Below are 17,616 nucleotides of genomic sequence, written 5' to 3' on the forward strand. Positions count from 1 at the left end.
TCAGTTGGTCTGCAGGATCAGCTCAGCGGAACTCACACCACCAAGACGCACCTCGTCCATGGCGTGGAGCAGGGCGTAGCGACGGGTCACCCGTTGCAGGCGCTGTTCAAGCCCGGGGTGGCGGCTGATGCGTTGGATGTCGCCATGCATCACGATTGTTCCGTCCTCCCGCTGGGTCCAGCCCAGGGGCATGGCTGAGCCCTGAAACGCGAGCACATCAACGGCATGGGAGTCGTCCGCGAAACCCTGCAATTCGGTCGAACGCTCCACCGTGAAGCCCTCATCGCACAGGACCTGAACCAGACGCTCAAGGTCGGTGAAGACAGTCGGCAGGATGGAGAGATGGGACATGGACCGAACCCCGCTTTGACAGACCCTAGCCACAACAATCGAGCTGACCAGGCCCCGCTGCAGCTGGGGGTGATGGCATCCGGAAGCGGCAGCAACTTCGAGGCCCTGGCCCAGGCGATTCAGGCGGGGGATCTCAATGCACGAATCCAGCGGCTGGTGGTGAACAATCCGGGCTGTGGTGCCCAGCAGCGGGCGGAGCGTCTCGGCATCCCGGTGTCGGTGCTTGACCATCGCCTGATCAAGAACCGGCGCGAGCTGGACGGCGAACTGGTGCGCCTGTTCCGCGCCGACCAGGTGGAACTGGTGGTGATGGCGGGGTGGATGCGGATCGTCACCGAGGTGCTGGTCAGCGGCTATTCCGATCGCCTGATCAACATCCACCCCTCACTGCTGCCCAGCTTCCGTGGCCTGGATGCCATCGGGCAGGCCCTGGAGGCCGGGGTGAAGGTCACCGGCTGCACGGTGCACATCGTCACCGAGGAACTGGATGCCGGTCCGATCCTGGCCCAGGCGCCTGTTCCCGTTCTCGATGGGGATGACCACGCCAGGCTCGCCCAACGGATTCAGGAGCAGGAACACCTGCTCCTGCCCAGGGCACTGGCTGAGCTGAAACCCACCTGGCGTCAGGGATAGAACGACTGCAAGGGAAGCCCCGTCTCCGGAGCGAGGCCCGCCATCAGGTTGAGGCACTGCACGCCCTGCCCGGCCTGACCCTTGATCAGGTTGTCGATGGCACTCATCAACACCAGCTGGCCGGTGCGGGTGTCCACCTGAACCGACAGCAGGGCCCGGTTGGTGTGGCGCGCCCACTTGGTAGCGGGATAGGTGCCCACCTGCAGAACCTGAACGCAGGGGTGGTGGCGGTAGATCGCCTTCAGAACCGTGGTGCAATCCTCGGCGGTGAGACCGGGGTCGCGCAGGCGGGCATACACCGTGGACAGCAGACCACGCACCATCGGCACCAGATGAGGCGTGAACTGAAGCCGCACCTCCTGGCCAGCAACCTCCATCGCCATCTGCTCGATCTCAGAGGTGTGGCGATGGCCGATCACGCCGTAGGGCGCGATGGATTCCGAGGCCTCCGCCAGCAGCATGGCCTCCTTCGGCACGCGCCCTCCGCCGGAGGTGCCCGTCTTGGCATCAATGATGATGCCGCTGGTCTCGATCAGGCCCTGCTTGAGGAACGGCAGCAGGGGCAGCAGGCTGGCGGTGGGGAAGCAACCCGGAGCTGCAACAAGCTTGGCGTCAGCGATGGCAGGGCCGTTCCATTCCGGCAGGCCGTAGACGGCACTGCTGCAGAGTTCAGCGTCCTGACGGTTGAGGGAGCCGGCCTCCTTGGCGTACACCTGCAGCCACTGCTCCAGGGAGCGGTAGCGGAAGTCGGCGGAGAGGTCCACCACCCGCACACCCCGCTCCAGCAGTTGCGGTGCCAACTGACAGGCCAGGCCGTTGGGGAGGCTCAGAACAGCAAAATCGGAACAGGCCGCAATCCGATCAGGATCCGCTGATTCCACCGTTGGGTCATCCGGCAGGGGCAGGAAGGAGCAGACGGAGCTCCAGCGTTGGCCAGCACTGCGTTCACCGCCAAGAAAACTCACAGACAGGCCGGGGTGGCCCTGAAGCAGACGGATGGTCTGCAGGCCGCCGTAGCCGGAGGCGCCGATCACAGCAACCCGTCCGCCCTTCACCGTTGCCATCGCTTCAACCGCCGACGTTGTCCTGCCTGCCATTGAACCAACCAGACAACGGTCGATCGTACAGAGATCAATAATGGAGTCATCTCACGGCGACCAGGCTCCTGAACCCCAGTTTCCTTGACCCCTCGAACGAACCGATCGCGTTTGATGCCATCAGCGACGCCCTGGCGGCGATCCGCAATGGGGAATGCGTTGTCGTGGTGGACGACGAACAACGGGAGAACGAAGGCGATCTGATCTGCGCGGCCCAGTTCGCCACCCCGGAAGCGATCAACTTCATGGCAACCGAGGCACGGGGCCTGATCTGTCTGGCCATGGAGGGGCAGCGGCTGGACGAACTGGATCTGCCGCTGATGGTGGACCGCAACACCGATGCCAACGAGACGGCCTTCACCGTGAGCATCGATGCCGGCATCGAGCATGGGGTGACCACCGGCATCTCCGCCGAAGACCGCGCCGCCACGATTCAGGTCGCCCTCAACCCAGCCACACGGCCAGCCGAACTGCGTCGCCCTGGGCACATCTTTCCGCTGCGCGCCCGTCCCGGCGGCGTGCTCAAACGGGCCGGTCACACCGAAGCCGCCGTGGATCTGGCTCAGCTGGCGGGCCTCAGCCCCTCCGGAGTGATCTGTGAAATCCAGAACAGCGATGGCTCGATGGCCCGCTTGCCCGAGCTGCGCAGCTACGCCGATCGCTGGGGGCTGAAGCTGATCAGCATTGCTGACCTGATCAGCTACCGGCTGGAGAACGAGCGCTTCGTTCGCCGCATGGCCCAGGCCCAGATGCCCAGCCGCTTCGGCAGCTTTCAGGCGGTGGGCTACCGCAACGAACTGGATGGCTCAGAACACGTGGCCCTGATCAAGGGTGAGCCCAATGCCCTGAGCGAACCCGTGCTGGTGCGAATGCATTCCGAATGCCTCACCGGCGATGCCTTCGGCTCACTGCGCTGCGACTGCCGGCCCCAGCTCGAGGCGGCCCTGCGTCAGATCGAAGCGGAGGGCGAGGGTGTGGTCGTTTATTTGCGCCAGGAAGGGCGGGGCATCGGCCTGATCAACAAATTGAAGGCCTACAGCCTCCAGGAAGCCGGCCTCGACACCGTTGAAGCCAACGAGCGGCTTGGCTTCCCGGCGGATCTGCGCAACTACGGCGTTGGCGCACAGATCCTCTCCGACCTCGGCATCCATCGGCTGCGGTTGCTCACCAACAACCCCCGCAAGATTGCCGGCCTTGGCGGCTATGGCCTGCAGGTGGAGGAGCGGGTACCTCTGGTGATGGACCCCGGTGCCCACAACGCCGACTACCTGGCGGCCAAGCGGGAGAAGCTCGGGCATCTGTTCGAATCCGAGAGTCCCTGCGTGGTGCTGGCCCTGGCGGTGAACGTGGGCCCCGAAAGCTGGCCCACCATTCGCCAGGAAGTGGAGGCCATCGCCCAGCGCCATGGCTTCAGCCTTGAAGCCCTGCATGAACCCCGCTTGTTAGCGCTGTGGGATCGACCGCAATTCGTCTGGAAACTGATTCCCGACGGCGCCGATGCAGCCCCCCTGCTCAAGAGCCTGGCGGCCCTGGCAGCCACAGAGCGGGTGGGTCTGATGCGCGTTCCCACGGAGCGGATGGCATTGCACCCGCCCCAGACCCTGGAACGGGTGGAGCATCAACTCAATGAGTTGATCAACCTGGGCAGTGACGAACTGCTGGAAAACGGCCCGTCACTGCTGCATTGGACCCGGAGCTGATCAGCCTTCCTGGATCGTCACTTTGTTGATCTTGGAGCCGTTGGCCAGCTTCAGCACCACATCCATGTTGCCGGTGTGGCCGAACACGGTGTGCACGCCATCGAGGTGAGGCTGGGCCTCATGGCAGATGTAGAACTGCGAGCCGCCGGTGTTGCGACCGGCATGGGCCATGGCCAGGGTGCCGGCCTGGTGCTTCTGCTGGTTGATCTCGCAATCGATCTGGTAGCCGGGGCCGCCGGTACCGGCCATGCCGCGGGCGCCTTCACGGCTGTTGGGGCATCCCCCCTGGGCCATGAAGCCGGGGATGACGCGGTGAAAGGCCAGACCGTCGTAGAAGCCATCCTTGGCCAGCTTCACGAAGTTGGCGACGGTGTTCGGGGCATCGGCTTCGAACAGCTCGAGCTCGATCAGGCCTGCTTCAGTGTCCATCAAGGCCTTGGTCATGGTGGCGCGAGCAAAATTGGAGTGTAAAGAGACGCCGACCATGCCCGACCTCTCCCAAGCCCGCGTCGGTGTGATCGGCGGCAGCGGCCTTTATTCGATCCCTGGCTTGCGCCAGGTGGAGGAACGCACTGTCGACACACCCTTCGGAACACCATCCGATCAACTGCGCCTGGGAGAGCTCGAGGGCGTCGAAACCGTCTTCCTGGCCCGCCACGGCCGCCATCACCATCTGCTTCCCAGTGAAGTGCCCTACCGGGCCAACATCTGGGCGATGCGTTCACTGGGGGTGCGCTGGCTGATCTCGCTCTCGGCGGTGGGGTCGCTGCAGGGGCATATGCAGCCGCGCGACATGGTGGTGCCCGATCAGTTCATCGACCGCACCCGTGGCCGGCCCGCCAGTTTCTTCGGCGACGGCTGCGTGGCCCACGTCAGCCTTGCGGACCCCTTCTGCCCCAATTTGAGTGCCCTGTTGGCCGATGCCGCTGAACAGGGGTTGCCGGTGGGTCGACGGCTGCACCGCGGTGGCACCTATCTCTGCATGGAGGGCCCCGCCTTCTCCACCCGGGCCGAAAGCAAGCTCTACCGCTCCTGGGATTGTTCAGTGATCGGGATGACCAATCACACCGAAGCCCGTCTGGCCCGGGAAGCCGAACTGGCCTACGCCTCCCTGAGCATGGTTACCGACTTCGACTGCTGGCATGAGGACCACGACGCTGTCTCGGTGGAGATGGTGATCGGCAACCTTCAGGCCAATGCCTCAGCCACTGAACCGATCCTGAGTGGATTGATGCAGCGGCTCAAACAGGACCCTCCCGCCTCGCCGGCCCACACAGCCCTCGCCAATGCCCTGATCACCCCCAAAGATCAAGTCCCGGAACAGACCCGGTCCAACCTTGATCTGTTCACCGCCCCCTACTGGGGACCGTTCGATCAGGCTTCCGCCAGCTGAGCGCCGCAGGCGGCCAAGGCCGGCCGTAGCTGTTGGTTGTGCTGCTGCAGATGAGCCTTGGCCTGGTCCACCGACAAGGCTGCAGCGGCCATCAACAGGGCGAGTTTCACCGATCCGCCGGCCTCCTCCAGCAGCGTCAGCCCCCGCTCCCGCTCCACACCGGCAAGATCCCGCAGGATCCGCAGGGAACGGTCCACCAGTTTGCTGTTGCTGGCGGCCACATCCACCATGCGGTTGCCGTAGACCTTGCCCAGTTTCACCATCACGGCGGTGGAGAGGGTGTTCAAGGCCAGTTTTGTGGCGGTTCCAGCCTTCATCCGGGTGGATCCCGTCAGCAATTCAGGGCCCGTGAGCAGGCGGATGTCGATGTCGCAGGTAAGGGGCGCCTGCTCCGTTGGAACGCAGGCCATGGCGATGGCGAGGGCTCCGATGCTTTTGGCGAAGGCCAGCCCACCGCGCACGTAGGGGGTGGTGCCGCCTGCGGCGATGCCCACCAGGCAGTCCTTGGCACAGAAGCCCCGCTCCACGAGGTCTGCACGTCCGGCGGCCTCAATGTCCTCGAGCCCTTCCGAGCTGCGCAGCAACGCAGCGGAACCACCGGCGAGAACACCTTGCACCTGCTGGGGATCACTGCAGAAGGTGGGCGGACATTCCGCGGCATCCAACACCCCCAGTCGTCCGGAGGTGCCAGCACCCAGGTAGAAGAGCCGGCCGCCGGCACGGAGTCGCTCGGCAACGGAATCAACCGCCTGGGCTAGCGCCGGAGCCACAGCGGCAACAGCCTCCTGGGGGCGACGATCCTCGTCTGCAAACAACTCCACCAGCGCCAGGGTGTCGAGCTGATCTAGGCGTGAACTGCGCCGATTGCTCTGCTCGGTGAGCAGGTGGCCGCGGTCGCTGGAGGGCTGCAGATCAGGGTCGAACACAGCCATGGCTCAGAGCAGACCCTCCAGGCGCCGACGCAGCTCATCCAGTTCAGGATTCGATTCCGGTTCGGTCTCCAGCCCCTGGCGCGCAGGCTCCACGCCCTGCTGCTCTGCCACTCCACCGTCAGAAACAGCCTCGTCCTTCCAGTTGCTCACATCGCGATTGCTTTTGGGCGGCGCCATGAACAGACGCTCCTCGTCATTGCTGGGAACAAAGCCCGACTCGATCAGCCGGGCCTCATAGCCGGCCTCACGACAGAACAGATCCACGTCTTCCCGATCGAGGGCCTCCACCGTTGGAACCGGAAAGTCCTGGGCCTCCAGAAGACCGGCATATCGCTCGGCATCGTCGGGGTTCTCAAACAGCAGAACCACGGTTCGTCCGGCGATTTCAAGCGAGTGGATGCCTTCGCTATCCGTACCGGCATCAAAGAGCAGGACGTGGACGCGCATCGGGAAAACCGTCAGATCAACCGGACCGGAGTCTCACCCATCGTCAACCACCCTGCTCGGATTCACTCGCCAGTTCCTGAAGACGTCGGTAAAGGGCCCGTTCCGCATCACCCAGATCCGACGGAATCACCACAACGATCTCCACCAACTGGTCACCCCGCTCGTCATCCAGCTGCAGCCCGCGCCCCCGCAGCCGCAGCAAACGTCCACTGGATGAGCCTGGAGGAACCTGCAGCGTCACAGGGCCATCCAGGGTCGGTACATCAACGGCGCAACCGAGGGCTGCATCCGGTGGGAACAGCATCAGCTTGTAGAGCACCCGCAGACCATCAATCCGAAGGCCGTCATCGGTCACGACCCGGAGCTGCAGGAAATGATCACGGCCGCCGGGGGCAACGCCTTCAAGCCTCAGACGCCAGCCATCCCCAGCAAAGGGGGGCGTGTTCAGCTCGATCACGGTGCCGTCATCGAGCGTCAGTTCCACCACGGTTCCCTGAAGAGCCTGATCCGGGGTGAGATGAACCACCGACTCGAGATCTTCCACGGCACGAACCGGCGGCGGCGGCGGCGGTGCCGATACCGGAGGTTCATGACCTCTGGTTTCCCGGCTGGCGTCATCACCACTGGCGTCATCACCGCGGAAAGGGGGATCGGGCTCGTCCTCAACCTCAACTGAGGAACGTCCTGTTCCACCGCCGAAGATCACATCGAGGTAATCCTCAAAATCAGGGAAGCCCTGGGCAAAGGGGTCGGCAACATCCGCACGGGAACCACCCCCTTTCTGCCAGGCCTCACGGCGGCGGGGATCGCTGAGGACCGCATAGGCCTCATTGACCAGCTTGAAGCGCTCCTCAGCAACGGGATCGTTGCTGTTGAGATCGGGGTGCCAGCGGCGCGCCTCCCGGCGAAAGGCCCGTTTCAGTTGCTGATCGGTGCAGTCGGAATCAACCCCCAGCAGAGACCAGTAATCAGGCTCAGCGGTAGAAGTCATCGTCCCAAGGTGCAGGATCACGCCGGCTCAGACCACGGCCACGGTCACCCGGACGGCTGGGGGGACCCCAGGGGTCGTCGTCCCAGTCATCGGCAAACAGCTCATCCTTGAGGGAGCCCAGGGTGTTGCGGATTCCCTGAAGCGGGCTGCCATCGGCCTGACGTTCCGCCGACAGCCGGCGGTTCAGCCCGAACAACGCCTCCTCGAGACCACTCACGCAGAGATCAAGCTCCTGGAGGTCGTCATTGGCGAGGCAGTCCTGCACGTCACGCATGGCCATTTCAACGGCCCGTTGCTGCCGTTCAGCGCCATAAGGCCCCAGCTCAAGTGAGGCATCCCGCAGCCGCCGTTCCGCCTGGGCAAGCAAGGTCTGAGCCCGGTTGCGGCGCTCGATCTGGTTGCGTTTGCGCCTGTCCTCATCAGCCCTCGCCTCCGCTTCCGCCAGCAGAGCGGTCACATCCTCCTCATTGAGGTTCGAGCCGCCCTGAATCGACACCGACTGCTTGCGTCCGGTGGTGCGATCGGTGGCACTGACCTGCAGCAGACCATTGGCATCGATGTCGAAGGCCACCTGCACCTGGGGCACCCCCCGCGGAGCCGGCGGAATCCCGGAGAGCCGGAAACGTCCGAGGGATTTGTTATCCGTCGCCATCTGGCGCTCCCCTTGCCAGACATGGATTTCGACAGACGACTGATTGGCTTCCGAGGTGCTGAACACATCGGACTGACGCACGGGGATCGGTGTGTTGCGGGGAATCAGCACCTTCATCAATCCGCCGATGGTCTCCAGTCCCAACGACAGGGGGGTGACGTCGTTGAGCAGCAGATCCCTGAGTTCACCGGTGAGGATTCCGGCCTGTACAGCAGCACCGATGGATACCACCTCATCGGGATTCACCGATTGGCAGGGATCGATCGGCACGAGGGTGCGCACCAGTTGCTGAACCATCGGCATCCGCGTGGCACCACCCACCAGAACGACGTCATCGATGTCGTCAGCCGACCAGCCGGAGTCGCGCAGCGCCGCCTGGACAGGACTCAGCAGACGATCCAGCAGATCGGGGCAGAGTCCTTCGAAAGTGGCGCGGTCCAGGCGGGTTTCGATGTGCAGCGGACCATCGCTGCCGGTGGCAATGAAGGGAAGCGAAATCGGGGTGCTCAGCACGCCGGAGAGTTCCTGCTTCGCCTTCTCAGCCGCTTCCGTCAACCGCTGCAGGGCCTGGCGATCGCGGCGCAGGTCAACCTTGTGCTCCTCTTCAAAGGCATCAGCCAGCCAGTTGACGATGCGTTGATCGAAATCGTTGCCGCCGAGTTGCGTGTCGCCGTTCGTCGCCTTGACGTCAAAAACGCCATTGGCGATGCGCAGCAGCGACACGTCAAAGGTGCCTCCACCGAGGTCGAAGACCAGGACCCGTTTGACGGCGCTGCGGTCAAAGCCATAGGCCAGAGCAGCTGCAGTGGGCTCATTGAGAATGCGCTCCACCGAGATGCCCGCCAGGCGTCCGGCGTCGCGGGTGGCCTGGCGCTGTGCATCGTTGAAGTAAGCGGGCACGGTCACCACCGCCGCTTCCACCGGTTCACCCAGATAAGTGGACGCGTCATCGACAAGTTTGCGAATGATGCTGGCCACCAGTTCTTCGGGCGCGTATTCCCGCTCGGTCACCGGACAGGGCACCCGGACCTGCCCCTGGTCGTTGGCACGCACCGTGTAGGGAACCGAGAGGCTGCTGTCCTCCAGTTCGTCCCAGTCCCGGCCGACGAACCGCTTCAGGTTCGAGAAGGTGTTGCGGGGGCTGAGCACCAGCTGGCGCCGGGCCAGCTGACCCACCAACAGTTCCTGATCCTTGGTGTATCCGACAACGGATGGGGTGGTTCGGCCGCCCTCGGCATTGGCGATCACGTGGGGACGACCTGCCTCCAGCACAGCGACAACCGAATTGGTGGTCCCCAGATCGATTCCGACGATCCGCCCCATATCCCTGAAAACTTGATCCCCACGCTAACGGCAGGTTCAAACCGGCTCCAGTCCCTCCCTTAAGCGGTTGTTAATGCCCCCAAACGGTTCGGGTCATACGTTGTAAGGGCGCGCCATTGGATGCATGTCCGACCCGGACAGTCGTTACTTGCTCCGAAGCCGTCCACCAGCGGAAAAGCTGGTGGACATCAGTTTCAGAAATCTCGCCATCGCCATGGCCTCCGTTGTGGCGATCGTTCTGTTCTCAATCCTTGTGGTGGTTTTCCAGGGGAGTCTGGATTCCATGGCCCGCTACGGATGGCAATTTCTGGTCACCTCAGACTGGAATCCCGTGGACGATCAGTACGGGGCCGGAGCCGCGATCTACGGCACCTTGATCACGTCACTACTCGCGTTGACGATCGCGGTGCCCCTCGGTGTTGGCACAGCCATTTTCATCACCGAAAACATCATTCCCAAGCGGATCAGGGACGTGATCGGCCTGATGGTGGAACTGCTCGCGGCGATTCCATCGGTGGTGCTTGGCCTCTGGGCCATTTTTGTGATGGAACCGTTCATCAGGCCTGGGCTGGAACTTCTTTATCAGCTGTTCAATTGGTTCCCCCTGTTCAGCACCCCACCGATGGGTCCTGGCACTATTCCCGCAGTGTTGATCCTGGTGGTGATGATCCTGCCGATCATCACGGCGATCTCCCGTGATTGCCTGAATCAGGTTCCGCCGCAACTGCGCCAGGCGGCCTATGGGGTGGGCACAACCCGCTGGGGAGCCATCATCAATGTGATTCTCCCGGCAGCGATTTCCGGAATCATTGGTGGTGTGATGCTGGCCTTGGGCCGGGCCATGGGCGAAACCATGGCCGTGACCATGATCATCGGAAATTCCAACAACTTCAGCGTGTCGCTGCTGGCTCCCGGCAACACCATCGCAGCGATGCTGGCCAATCAATTTGGTGAGGCGGATGGCTCCCAGGTGTCATCACTGATGTACGCAGCCTTCGTGCTGATTGTTCTCACCCTGTGCGTGAATATTTTTGCCCAGTGGATCGTGAAGCGTTTGAGCCTGAAGTACTGACATGACACAGACGCTCACCCACAGCAAGGCCGAGTCAGCTTCTGAGCTCAGCTACAAACCCTTTCAACGCAGAAACATCAGCAGCAGGGCGCTCTCGTTTCTGGCAGCCCTGTTTGCCGCGATTGCTGTTCTGCCCCTGATCCTTGTGCTGGGCTACGTGCTCGTGCAGGGGGGCAGCAAGATCAGCCTGGCCCTGCTGACGCAACTTCCACCACCGCCAGGCCTCGAAGACGGCGGCATCGCCAATGCGATCGTTGGAACGCTGGTGGTGACGGCCATTTCTGCACTGATCGCCGTTCCGGTGGGCGTCGGTGGCGGAGTTTTTCTGGCTGAATACTCCCGTTCGGGATGGTTCGCTCAGTTCATCCGCTTCGGCACCAATGTGCTGGCCGGGGTGCCATCGATCATTGCCGGCGTTTTCATTTACGGCACGATCGTCACCAGTCGAATCCTGTTCGGAAACGCCTACAGCGCAGTGGCCGGCGGCATGGCACTAGCGGTGCTGATGCTTCCCACAGTGATCAAAACCACCGATGAAGGTCTGAAGCTGGTGCCCGACGATCTCCGGCGTGGTGCCCTCGGTGTGGGGGCATCCCGGTTCGTCACCGTTGTTCGAATCACTCTGCCTGCCGCATTAACCCCGATAGCCACAGGGGTTGTGCTGGGCATCGCCCGAGCAGCAGGGGAAACAGCTCCCTTGATCTTCACCGCTCTGTTCTCACCGTTCTGGTCAGATCTGCTCACGCCCGAAGGGATCTTCGCTCCAATCGCGACCCTCTCGGTGATGATCTACAACTTCGCGATCATGCCCTACGAATTTCACAACGAGCTGGCGTGGGCCGCATCGTTTGTGCTCGTGGTGATGATCCTGGCCCTGAACCTGTTCTCTCGCTGGCTGGCGCGATTTGCTGCCAAATAAACCTTCTTCTACATAAAACAATGACGACTCTTCAACAGCCCCAAGCCACCGAGTCCCACAACGCAGACGTCGCCCTTTCCCTGCAGAACGTCACGATCAGCTACGGCAATTTCGAAGCCGTCAAAAACGTCTACTGCGAGATTCCCCGCGGCAAGGTGACAGCCTTTATTGGCCCATCCGGCTGTGGAAAGTCCACGGTGCTTCGTTCATTGAATCGGATGAACGATCTGATCGAAGGCTGCTCACTGAAGGGAAGCATCCTGTTTGGAGGTGTAGACCTCTACGGGCCCAGGATTGATCCCGTGGAGGTGCGCCGCCGGATCGGAATGGTGTTCCAACAACCCAACCCATTCCCGAAAAGCATCTACGAAAACATCGCCTTCGGCGCTCGCATCAATGGCTACACCGGAGACATGGATGAGCTTGTTGAGCGTTCCCTCCGCCAGGCGGCGGTTTGGGATGAGTGCAAAGACAAGCTGAATGAAAGCGGGTATTCGCTCTCCGGCGGACAGCAGCAGCGCCTCTGCATCGCGCGCACGATCGCGATTCAACCGGAGGTCATCCTCATGGATGAGCCCTGTTCAGCCCTTGATCCCATCTCAACGTTGAAGATCGAGGAGACGATGCATGAGCTCAAGAAGAGCTTCACCATCGTGATCGTCACCCACAACATGCAGCAGGCCGTTCGCGTCAGCGACATGACCGCCTTCTACAACGCAGAGGCCGTTGAAGGCGGAACCGGAAAGGTGGGTTATCTCGTGGAATTCAACGAGACCGACAAGATCTTCAACGCCCCCCAACAGCAGGCCACCCAGGACTACGTCTCCGGTCGTTTCGGCTGATCGCCGAGCCGGCCCCAGGCAAGGCCGTGGTTTGGCCTTCAGGCTTATAAAAGGGCAAAAAAAAATCCGGTCCTGACGGACCGGAGAAGCGGAGAGCGAGGGATTCGAACCCTCGATAGAGTTGCCCCTATACAGCATTTCCAGTGCTGCGCCTTCGACCACTCGGCCAGCTCTCCACCGGCTAAATGGGGCAGGTGAGAATGTAGCAGGGCACTGCCAGCAGACCTTCATGCGTCCCAGCCACAGGATCACGATTCACTGGCGCCAGGAGGGTCGCACCATCACCCACGACGTGCCTGAGGGGGACTACATCCTTCACAGCTTCGAAGAGCAGGGTGACCCACTTCCTTTCTCCTGCAGAAACGGATGCTGCACGGAGTGCGCCGTTCGCGTACAGAGCGGCAACCTCGACCAGCGCGAAGCCATGGGTCTTTCGCGGGAGCTGAGGGACAAGGGCTACGGCCTGCTCTGCGTGGCCCGCGCCATCGGGCCCCTGGAGGCTGAAACCCAGGATGAGGATGAGGTGTACGAGCTCCAGTTCGGTCGCCACTTCGGCAAAGGGCGCGTCACGGCTCGCATTCCCCTCGAGGAGGAGTGAACATGCCGGATTCGATCTGCACCCGTGCCGCCCACGAAGCCGGTCTCAGCCCAAGCGATCTGGAGCGTCTTATCGGTGTGGCCCGCTCAGCGGCCGATGCCGGTGGCCAGGAACTGATGCGCCACTACGGGCGCCTGTCGTCCATCGAAAGCAAAGGCCGCATCGGCGACCTGGTCACCAATGCCGACCTTGCTGCCGAACGCATCGTCTTGGAGCTGCTGGCGGAGCAAACCCCTGAGATTGCTGTGCTGGCTGAGGAAAGCGGGGCAGCCGGTCAGCAGGACGGCCTGAGGTGGTGTGTTGACCCCCTCGATGGGACCACAAACTTCGCCCACGGCTACCCCTTCTTTGCCACCTCGATCGGACTCACCCTGGGCCAGCAGCCCATCCTCGGGGCCATCGCTGTGCCCTTTCTGAAGGAGATGTACTGGGGGGCACCGGGGGTCGGAGCGTTCTGCAACGACAGCCCACTGCAAGTCAGCAGTTGCGATCGGCTCGAAGACTCCCTGCTGGTCACCGGGTTTGCCTACGACCGGCACACCCGACTCGACAACAACTACGCCGAGTTCTGCTGGTTCACCCATCGCACCCACGGCGTGCGCCGGGGCGGTGCTGCAGCGGTGGACTTGGCCTTTGTGGCCGCTGGCCGCCAGGACGGCTATTGGGAACGGGGCCTGTCTCCCTGGGATCTGGCCGCTGGCGTGGCGTTGGTGGATCTGGCCGGTGGAACCGTCACCGGCTACGGCAATCAACCCTTCGACCTCTCCAGTGGCCGGGTCGTTGCCGCTGGAGCCAGCCTGCATGCGGCAATCACCGAGGGGCTGTCTCAGGTGCAACCACTGCCTGGAGCCGCCTTCGGAGCGCCCGAGGTCACGGCCATGGGATCCTGAGGCGTGGCCGAGAGGACGTGAGATGGCGCTGCAACCTGCAGCTGGCGCAAAGGATCTGAATCCACGTCAGGTGGAGACCAACCGACAGCTGACAGAACGTCTGGCGTCGGTCTACTGCCTCTGGGGCTACGACGAGGTCTCGCCACCCCGGGTGGAACGCCTGGCCACCCTGATGGCCGGCGGTGCCATCGACAGCTCAGACATTGTTCGTCTGGTGGCTGATGACCCCCTCGGGCTGCGTCCGGAGATGACGGCATCCATCGCCAGAGCCGCCTGCACCCGATTTGCGGATCGCCAGCGACCGCTGCGGCTCTGGGCCTCTGGCACGGTGTTCCGCACCCGTTCCGCCGATGAGGGTGGTCAGTGCATTGAGGAAAACCTTCAGAGCGGCGTTGAACTGTTCGGTGTCAGTGGCAGCGAAGCGGAGATGGAGCTGCTCAGCCTGCTGATGGCCTCAGTTCAGACCCTGGGGCTGCAGGCCAGCCAGAAACCAAGGCTGTTGCTGGGGCACACCGCTCTGATGGATCTGGTGCTCCGTCCGTTCAGCGGTGCGTTGCGTGATCAGATCCGCACGGCATTGATCGATTTCGACCGGTTGGCCATCGAGGGCTTCGATCTGGCCGACGCTGAGAAGACCAGGCTGCTCTCCTTGTTGGACTGCCGTGGCACCCCCGACCAGGTGCTGACGCAGCTCGGCAGTCTCTGCGGGGAACAGCCGGTCTTCGATGAGCTGCGGCGCCTCTGTGCCCATCTCGCCTCGGCAGCTCAGGCTCAGGCGGTGACGATCCAGCTGGATCCAACCTTTCAACCCCATTTCGAGCTCTACACCGGACTGGTATTCCAGCTGGTCTGTGATGGCCGCAGTTCAACGGTGGTGATTGCCCGCGGCGGCCGCTACGACGATCTGGTGCGCCGTTGCGGCGCAACGGATGACCGGGCTTTTGGCGCTGGGTTCAGCCTCGCGATCGATCCGATCCGCGAACTGATTTCAGACCTGAATGCTGCCGAACAGGAGCAGTCCGATGTTCTCGTTGCTTTTTCGACGGCTTCGAATCTGGAATCCGCGATGGAGCGTCAGCGCGGCTGGCACGAGCAGGGACGCACCGCTTTGATGGCCCTGGAACCCCTGGCGTCCAAGCAGGAGGCTGAGCAGCAGGCAAAGGCCCAGGGTGGTCTGCAGCTGGATTGGGTCGATCCTTAAGATCCCGCTGTGCAGCAGGACCTCCATGGCTCATTCCATCGTCACTGACGTTTGCGAGGGAATCGCTGATTGCGTTGATGCCTGCCCTGTGGCCTGTATCGACCAAGGCAAAGGAAAGAACGAGAAGGGCACTGACTTCTACTGGATCAATTTCGACACCTGCATCGATTGCGGTATCTGCCTGCAGGTGTGTCCCGTTGAGGGGGCCATCGTCGCTGAAGAGCGCCCTGACCTGCAGAAGACGCCCTGATCTGGGCCAAGGGGCGTCGGTAAAAGGTACGGGGAACCCTCTGAAACAGCCGTTGAGCCCGGGTAAAACCTGTCTCTAGTGTCTGGTTTTTCACGCAAAGGAATGGCGGTGCTGGAAGAACAGGGTCAGATTCAGATCCACACCGAAAACATTTTCCCGATCATCAAGAAGGCCGTTTATTCCGGCCATGAGGTGTTTCTGCGGGAGCTGGTGAGCAATGGCGTCGACGCCATCAGCAAGCGCCGCATGGCGGCGATGGCCGGCGATTGCCGTGAAGGGGATGACGGGGCCATCCGGATCAGTGTGGATCGCGAAGCCAAAACGCTCACCATCAGCGACAACGGCATCGGCATGACCGCCGATGAGGTGAAGCGCTACATCAACCAGGTGGCCTTCTCCAGCGCCGAGGATTTCCTGGAGAAGTACAAGCAGGAAAACGACGCCATCATTGGCCACTTCGGCCTGGGCTTCTATTCCAGCTTCATGGTGGCCGAGCGGGTTGAGCTGCTGACCCGTTCAGCCCGGCCCGAGGCTGAGGCCGTGCGCTGGAGCTGTGATGGTTCTCCGAACTTCAGCCTCACTGCCGCCGAGAAAGAACAGCCCGGCACGGACGTGATCCTTCATCTGATGGAGGACGAGCTCGAATATCTCGAACCGGCTCGGATCCGCACCCTGATCAACACCTACTGCGACTTCATGGCAGTACCGGTGCAGCTGGAAGGGGAAACCATCAACAAGATGGATGCCCCCTGGCGCAAAAGCGCAAGAGATCTGAGTGATCAGGACTACATCGACCTGTACCACTACCTCTATCCCTTCCAGGGCGATCCCCTGCTCTGGGTTCACCTCAACACCGACTATCCCTACAACCTCCAGGGCATTCTTTTCTTCCCCAAGCAGACCGGACGTGCCGACTGGGAGAAGGGGGAAATCAAGCTGTACTGCAACCAGGTGTTCGTCAGCGATTCGATCAAGGAGGTCGTTCCGCGCTACCTGTTGCCCCTGCGGGGAGTGATCGATTCACCCGATATCCCCCTGAACGTGAGCCGCAGTGCTCTGCAAACCGACCGACGCGTTCGCTCCATCGGCAACTTCGTCGCCAAGAAAGTGTCCGACCGGCTGCGGAACCTGAAAAAGGAGGATCCCAAGGGTTACGCCGAAGCCTGGGATGCCCTGGCACCCTTCGTGAAGATCGGCGCCATGGAGGACGAGAAGTTCGCAGAACAGGTGTCTGAACTGATCCTGTTCGCCACCACTGCAGCAGCAGGGGAAGGGGACGACGCTGACCCGATCGCCTGCGATGGCCGTGCCTTCACCACCCTGGAGGGGTACCGCAGCCGATTGGCCGCGGATCAGAACAAGCGTGTGCTCTACAGCACCGATGACGTTGCCCAGGCCGGTGCGCTCAACCTCTGGACCTCCCAGGGCGCGGAAGTGCTGAAGCTGGAGACGGTGATCGACACCCAGTTCATCCCCTGGCTGGAATATCGCCATGAGGAACTCACCTTCCAGCGCGTCGACTCGGAACTGGACGAAAGCCTGAAGGACAACGATGCCGAACTCACCGATCAGGACGGCACCACGGAGTCAGACCGACTGCGTGATCTGATCAAAGCGGCCCTCGCCAACGACAAGGTGACCGTTCAGGTACAGGCCCTGAAAGCCGAGGGGGCACCGCCGGCCATGATTCTTCTGCCGGAACAGATGCGCCGGCTGAACGACATGGGCGCCTTGATGGAACAACGCCTGCCGGGCCTTCCCGATCATCACGTGCTGCTGGTGAACCGGCGCCACCCCCTTGTGGAGGGGATGCTGAAGTTGCGTGCCGGTGGCGTGCTGGTGGGAGCGGCGGAAACATCGCCAACCGCAAGCCTGGCCGAGGATGTGGCCCGCCATCTGTATGACATGGCGCGCCTGGGCGTCGGGGGGCTGGAGCCCAATGAGCTGGCCGGTTTCCAGACCCGCAGCGCTGAATTGATGGGTGCCTTGATGCAGAGAGGACTTTGACCTGAAGACCTTTTGCTAAATTGGTTGTTTGGAACTGAGTTTTCAGCTCCAAACAACCTCTCAGTAGAAGGACATCGTCATGTCACGGGTGTGTCAGCTCACCGGTACTCGCGCCAACAACGGCATGGCCGTGAGCCATTCCCACATCCGCACCAAGAAGCTGCAGCAGGCCAACCTGCAGCAGCGTCGCCTCTGGTGGGCGGAAGGCAACCGCTGGGTGAAGCTGCGTGTCACCACCCGCGCCCTCAAAACCATCCAGAAGAAAGGCCTGGGCGCCTACGCCAAGTCTCTGGGCATTAACCTGGCCAAGATCTGAGA

Annotated in this window: 19 protein-coding genes and 1 tRNA gene; 12 read left to right on the top strand and 8 right to left on the bottom strand. The window is 62.4% G+C overall.

All coding sequences use genetic code 11. The features are described from left to right. Entirely contained in the window at positions 1-351 is a 351-nt protein-coding gene (locus DXY35_RS10970) for a DUF1257 domain-containing protein (protein ID WP_115082310.1), read from the bottom strand. A 72-nt stretch (positions 352-423) separates the two neighbouring features. Between DXY35_RS10970 and purN the strand changes: the two genes are divergently transcribed. Then, complete coding sequence (gene purN, locus DXY35_RS10975) at positions 424-984, top strand: phosphoribosylglycinamide formyltransferase (protein WP_244273120.1); 561 nt, start codon at positions 424-426, stop codon at positions 982-984. On the opposite strand, the gene argC is transcribed toward purN, so the two are convergent. Then, on the bottom strand, positions 975-2,048 hold the full coding sequence (argC, locus tag DXY35_RS10980) for an N-acetyl-gamma-glutamyl-phosphate reductase (protein ID WP_115082311.1): 1,074 nt from the start codon (positions 2,046-2,048) through the stop codon (positions 975-977). The two genes, purN and argC, sit on opposite strands and share 10 nt — an antisense overlap. A gap of 137 nt (positions 2,049-2,185) precedes the next feature. Between argC and ribBA the strand changes: the two genes are divergently transcribed. Further along, entirely contained in the window at positions 2,186-3,781 is a 1,596-nt protein-coding gene (gene ribBA / locus DXY35_RS10985) for a bifunctional 3,4-dihydroxy-2-butanone-4-phosphate synthase/GTP cyclohydrolase II (protein ID WP_115082312.1), read from the top strand. On the opposite strand, the gene DXY35_RS10990 is transcribed toward ribBA, so the two are convergent. After that, positions 3,782-4,225, bottom strand: coding sequence for a peptidylprolyl isomerase (locus DXY35_RS10990; RefSeq protein WP_114989232.1), 444 nt, complete (start codon positions 4,223-4,225; stop codon positions 3,782-3,784). It lies immediately after the preceding gene. Here DXY35_RS10990 and mtnP point away from each other — a divergent pair. Further along, a complete protein-coding gene (mtnP, locus tag DXY35_RS10995; protein WP_371681776.1) occupies positions 4,224-5,174 on the top strand; it encodes an S-methyl-5'-thioadenosine phosphorylase in 951 nt (316 codons plus the stop codon). The two genes, DXY35_RS10990 and mtnP, sit on opposite strands and share 2 nt — an antisense overlap. Here mtnP and murQ read toward each other — a convergent pair. The 4 genes from murQ to dnaK are packed head-to-tail and all read right to left on the bottom strand — an operon-like array spanning position 5,156 to position 9,519. Further along, entirely contained in the window at positions 5,156-6,106 is a 951-nt protein-coding gene (gene murQ, locus DXY35_RS11000) for an N-acetylmuramic acid 6-phosphate etherase (RefSeq protein WP_115082314.1), read from the bottom strand. The genes mtnP and murQ overlap by 19 nt on opposite strands. A 3-nt stretch (positions 6,107-6,109) precedes the next feature. Further along, positions 6,110-6,553, bottom strand: coding sequence for a DUF3110 domain-containing protein (locus DXY35_RS11005; protein WP_115082315.1), 444 nt, complete (start codon positions 6,551-6,553; stop codon positions 6,110-6,112). Positions 6,554-6,596: 43 nt separating this feature from the next. After that, on the bottom strand, positions 6,597-7,544 hold the full coding sequence (locus DXY35_RS11010; protein ID WP_115082316.1) for a DnaJ domain-containing protein: 948 nt from the start codon (positions 7,542-7,544) through the stop codon (positions 6,597-6,599). Next, positions 7,528-9,519 carry a molecular chaperone DnaK gene (dnaK, locus tag DXY35_RS11015; protein WP_115082317.1) on the bottom strand — a complete coding sequence of 664 codons (1,992 nt, stop codon included), beginning with the start codon at positions 9,517-9,519 and terminating at the stop codon, positions 7,528-7,530. Before dnaK ends, DXY35_RS11010 begins: the two co-directional genes overlap by 17 nt. A gap of 124 nt (positions 9,520-9,643) precedes the next feature. Between dnaK and pstC the strand changes: the two genes are divergently transcribed. From pstC to pstB, 3 genes are read left to right on the top strand one after another with little or no spacing between them, the layout of a single operon-like run. Continuing rightward, a complete protein-coding gene (pstC, locus tag DXY35_RS11020) occupies positions 9,644-10,591 on the top strand; it encodes a phosphate ABC transporter permease subunit PstC (RefSeq protein ID WP_115082318.1) in 948 nt (315 codons plus the stop codon). A 1-nt stretch (position 10,592) separates the two neighbouring features. Beyond that, the gene (gene pstA / locus DXY35_RS11025) at positions 10,593-11,510 is read left to right on the top strand and encodes a phosphate ABC transporter permease PstA (protein ID WP_115082319.1); all 918 of its coding nucleotides are present in this window, start codon (positions 10,593-10,595) and stop codon (positions 11,508-11,510) included. 20 nt (positions 11,511-11,530) lie between these two features. Beyond that, positions 11,531-12,352 carry a phosphate ABC transporter ATP-binding protein PstB gene (gene pstB / locus DXY35_RS11030; protein ID WP_114989240.1) on the top strand — a complete coding sequence of 274 codons (822 nt, stop codon included), beginning with the start codon at positions 11,531-11,533 and terminating at the stop codon, positions 12,350-12,352. A gap of 89 nt (positions 12,353-12,441) precedes the next feature. On the opposite strand, the gene DXY35_RS11035 is transcribed toward pstB, so the two are convergent. Continuing rightward, positions 12,442-12,528: transfer RNA gene (locus tag DXY35_RS11035), tRNA-Ser, on the bottom strand. A 53-nt stretch (positions 12,529-12,581) separates the two neighbouring features. On the opposite strand from DXY35_RS11035, the gene DXY35_RS11040 reads away from it, so the two are divergent. The 6 genes from DXY35_RS11040 (at position 12,582) to rpmB (ending at position 17,614) form a co-directional block, all read left to right on the top strand. Further along, on the top strand, positions 12,582-12,950 hold the full coding sequence (locus DXY35_RS11040; protein ID WP_114989241.1) for a 2Fe-2S iron-sulfur cluster-binding protein: 369 nt from the start codon (positions 12,582-12,584) through the stop codon (positions 12,948-12,950). Positions 12,951-12,952: 2 nt separating this feature from the next. Next, on the top strand, positions 12,953-13,840 hold the full coding sequence (locus tag DXY35_RS11045; protein WP_115082320.1) for an inositol monophosphatase family protein: 888 nt from the start codon (positions 12,953-12,955) through the stop codon (positions 13,838-13,840). A 22-nt stretch (positions 13,841-13,862) separates the two neighbouring features. Then, a complete protein-coding gene (locus DXY35_RS11050) occupies positions 13,863-15,041 on the top strand; it encodes an ATP phosphoribosyltransferase regulatory subunit (RefSeq protein WP_115082321.1) in 1,179 nt (392 codons plus the stop codon). Between the two features lie 25 nt (positions 15,042-15,066). Then, positions 15,067-15,291, top strand: a complete 225-nt coding sequence (locus DXY35_RS11055) for a ferredoxin family protein (RefSeq protein ID WP_115082322.1) — start codon at positions 15,067-15,069, stop codon at positions 15,289-15,291. A 102-nt stretch (positions 15,292-15,393) separates the two neighbouring features. Beyond that, positions 15,394-17,298 carry a molecular chaperone HtpG gene (gene htpG, locus DXY35_RS11060; RefSeq protein WP_115082323.1) on the top strand — a complete coding sequence of 635 codons (1,905 nt, stop codon included), beginning with the start codon at positions 15,394-15,396 and terminating at the stop codon, positions 17,296-17,298. 79 nt (positions 17,299-17,377) lie between these two features. Further along, complete coding sequence (rpmB, locus tag DXY35_RS11065; protein ID WP_006850205.1) at positions 17,378-17,614, top strand: 50S ribosomal protein L28; 237 nt, start codon at positions 17,378-17,380, stop codon at positions 17,612-17,614. Positions 17,615-17,616 lie beyond the last annotated feature (2 nt).

The organism is Synechococcus sp. N32, assembly GCF_900473895.1.
Lineage (GTDB): Bacteria > Cyanobacteriota > Cyanobacteriia > PCC-6307 > Cyanobiaceae > Parasynechococcus.

Bases quoted from the DNA above. Each gene is read 5' to 3' on its own strand.
- DXY35_RS10970 (WP_115082310.1), bottom strand. From the start codon at position 351: ATGTCCCATCTCTCCATCCTGCCGACTGTCTTCACCGACCTTGAGCGT.
- purN (WP_244273120.1), top strand. From the start codon at position 424: ATGGCATCCGGAAGCGGCAGCAACTTCGAGGCCCTGGCCCAGGCGATT.
- argC (WP_115082311.1), bottom strand. From the start codon at position 2,048: ATGGCAACGGTGAAGGGCGGACGGGTTGCTGTGATCGGCGCCTCCGGC.
- mtnP (WP_371681776.1), top strand. From the start codon at position 4,224: ATGGTGGCGCGAGCAAAATTGGAGTGTAAAGAGACGCCGACCATGCCC.
- DXY35_RS10990 (WP_114989232.1), bottom strand. From the start codon at position 4,225: ATGACCAAGGCCTTGATGGACACTGAAGCAGGCCTGATCGAGCTCGAG.
- murQ (WP_115082314.1), bottom strand. From the start codon at position 6,106: ATGGCTGTGTTCGACCCTGATCTGCAGCCCTCCAGCGACCGCGGCCAC.
- DXY35_RS11005 (WP_115082315.1), bottom strand. From the start codon at position 6,553: ATGCGCGTCCACGTCCTGCTCTTTGATGCCGGTACGGATAGCGAAGGC.
- DXY35_RS11010 (WP_115082316.1), bottom strand. From the start codon at position 7,544: ATGACTTCTACCGCTGAGCCTGATTACTGGTCTCTGCTGGGGGTTGAT.
- dnaK (WP_115082317.1), bottom strand. From the start codon at position 9,519: ATGGGGCGGATCGTCGGAATCGATCTGGGGACCACCAATTCGGTTGTC.
- pstC (WP_115082318.1), top strand. From the start codon at position 9,644: ATGTCCGACCCGGACAGTCGTTACTTGCTCCGAAGCCGTCCACCAGCG.
- pstA (WP_115082319.1), top strand. From the start codon at position 10,593: ATGACACAGACGCTCACCCACAGCAAGGCCGAGTCAGCTTCTGAGCTC.
- pstB (WP_114989240.1), top strand. From the start codon at position 11,531: ATGACGACTCTTCAACAGCCCCAAGCCACCGAGTCCCACAACGCAGAC.
- DXY35_RS11040 (WP_114989241.1), top strand. From the start codon at position 12,582: ATGCGTCCCAGCCACAGGATCACGATTCACTGGCGCCAGGAGGGTCGC.
- DXY35_RS11045 (WP_115082320.1), top strand. From the start codon at position 12,953: ATGCCGGATTCGATCTGCACCCGTGCCGCCCACGAAGCCGGTCTCAGC.
- DXY35_RS11050 (WP_115082321.1), top strand. From the start codon at position 13,863: ATGGCGCTGCAACCTGCAGCTGGCGCAAAGGATCTGAATCCACGTCAG.
- DXY35_RS11055 (WP_115082322.1), top strand. From the start codon at position 15,067: ATGGCTCATTCCATCGTCACTGACGTTTGCGAGGGAATCGCTGATTGC.
- htpG (WP_115082323.1), top strand. From the start codon at position 15,394: ATGGCGGTGCTGGAAGAACAGGGTCAGATTCAGATCCACACCGAAAAC.
- rpmB (WP_006850205.1), top strand. From the start codon at position 17,378: ATGTCACGGGTGTGTCAGCTCACCGGTACTCGCGCCAACAACGGCATG.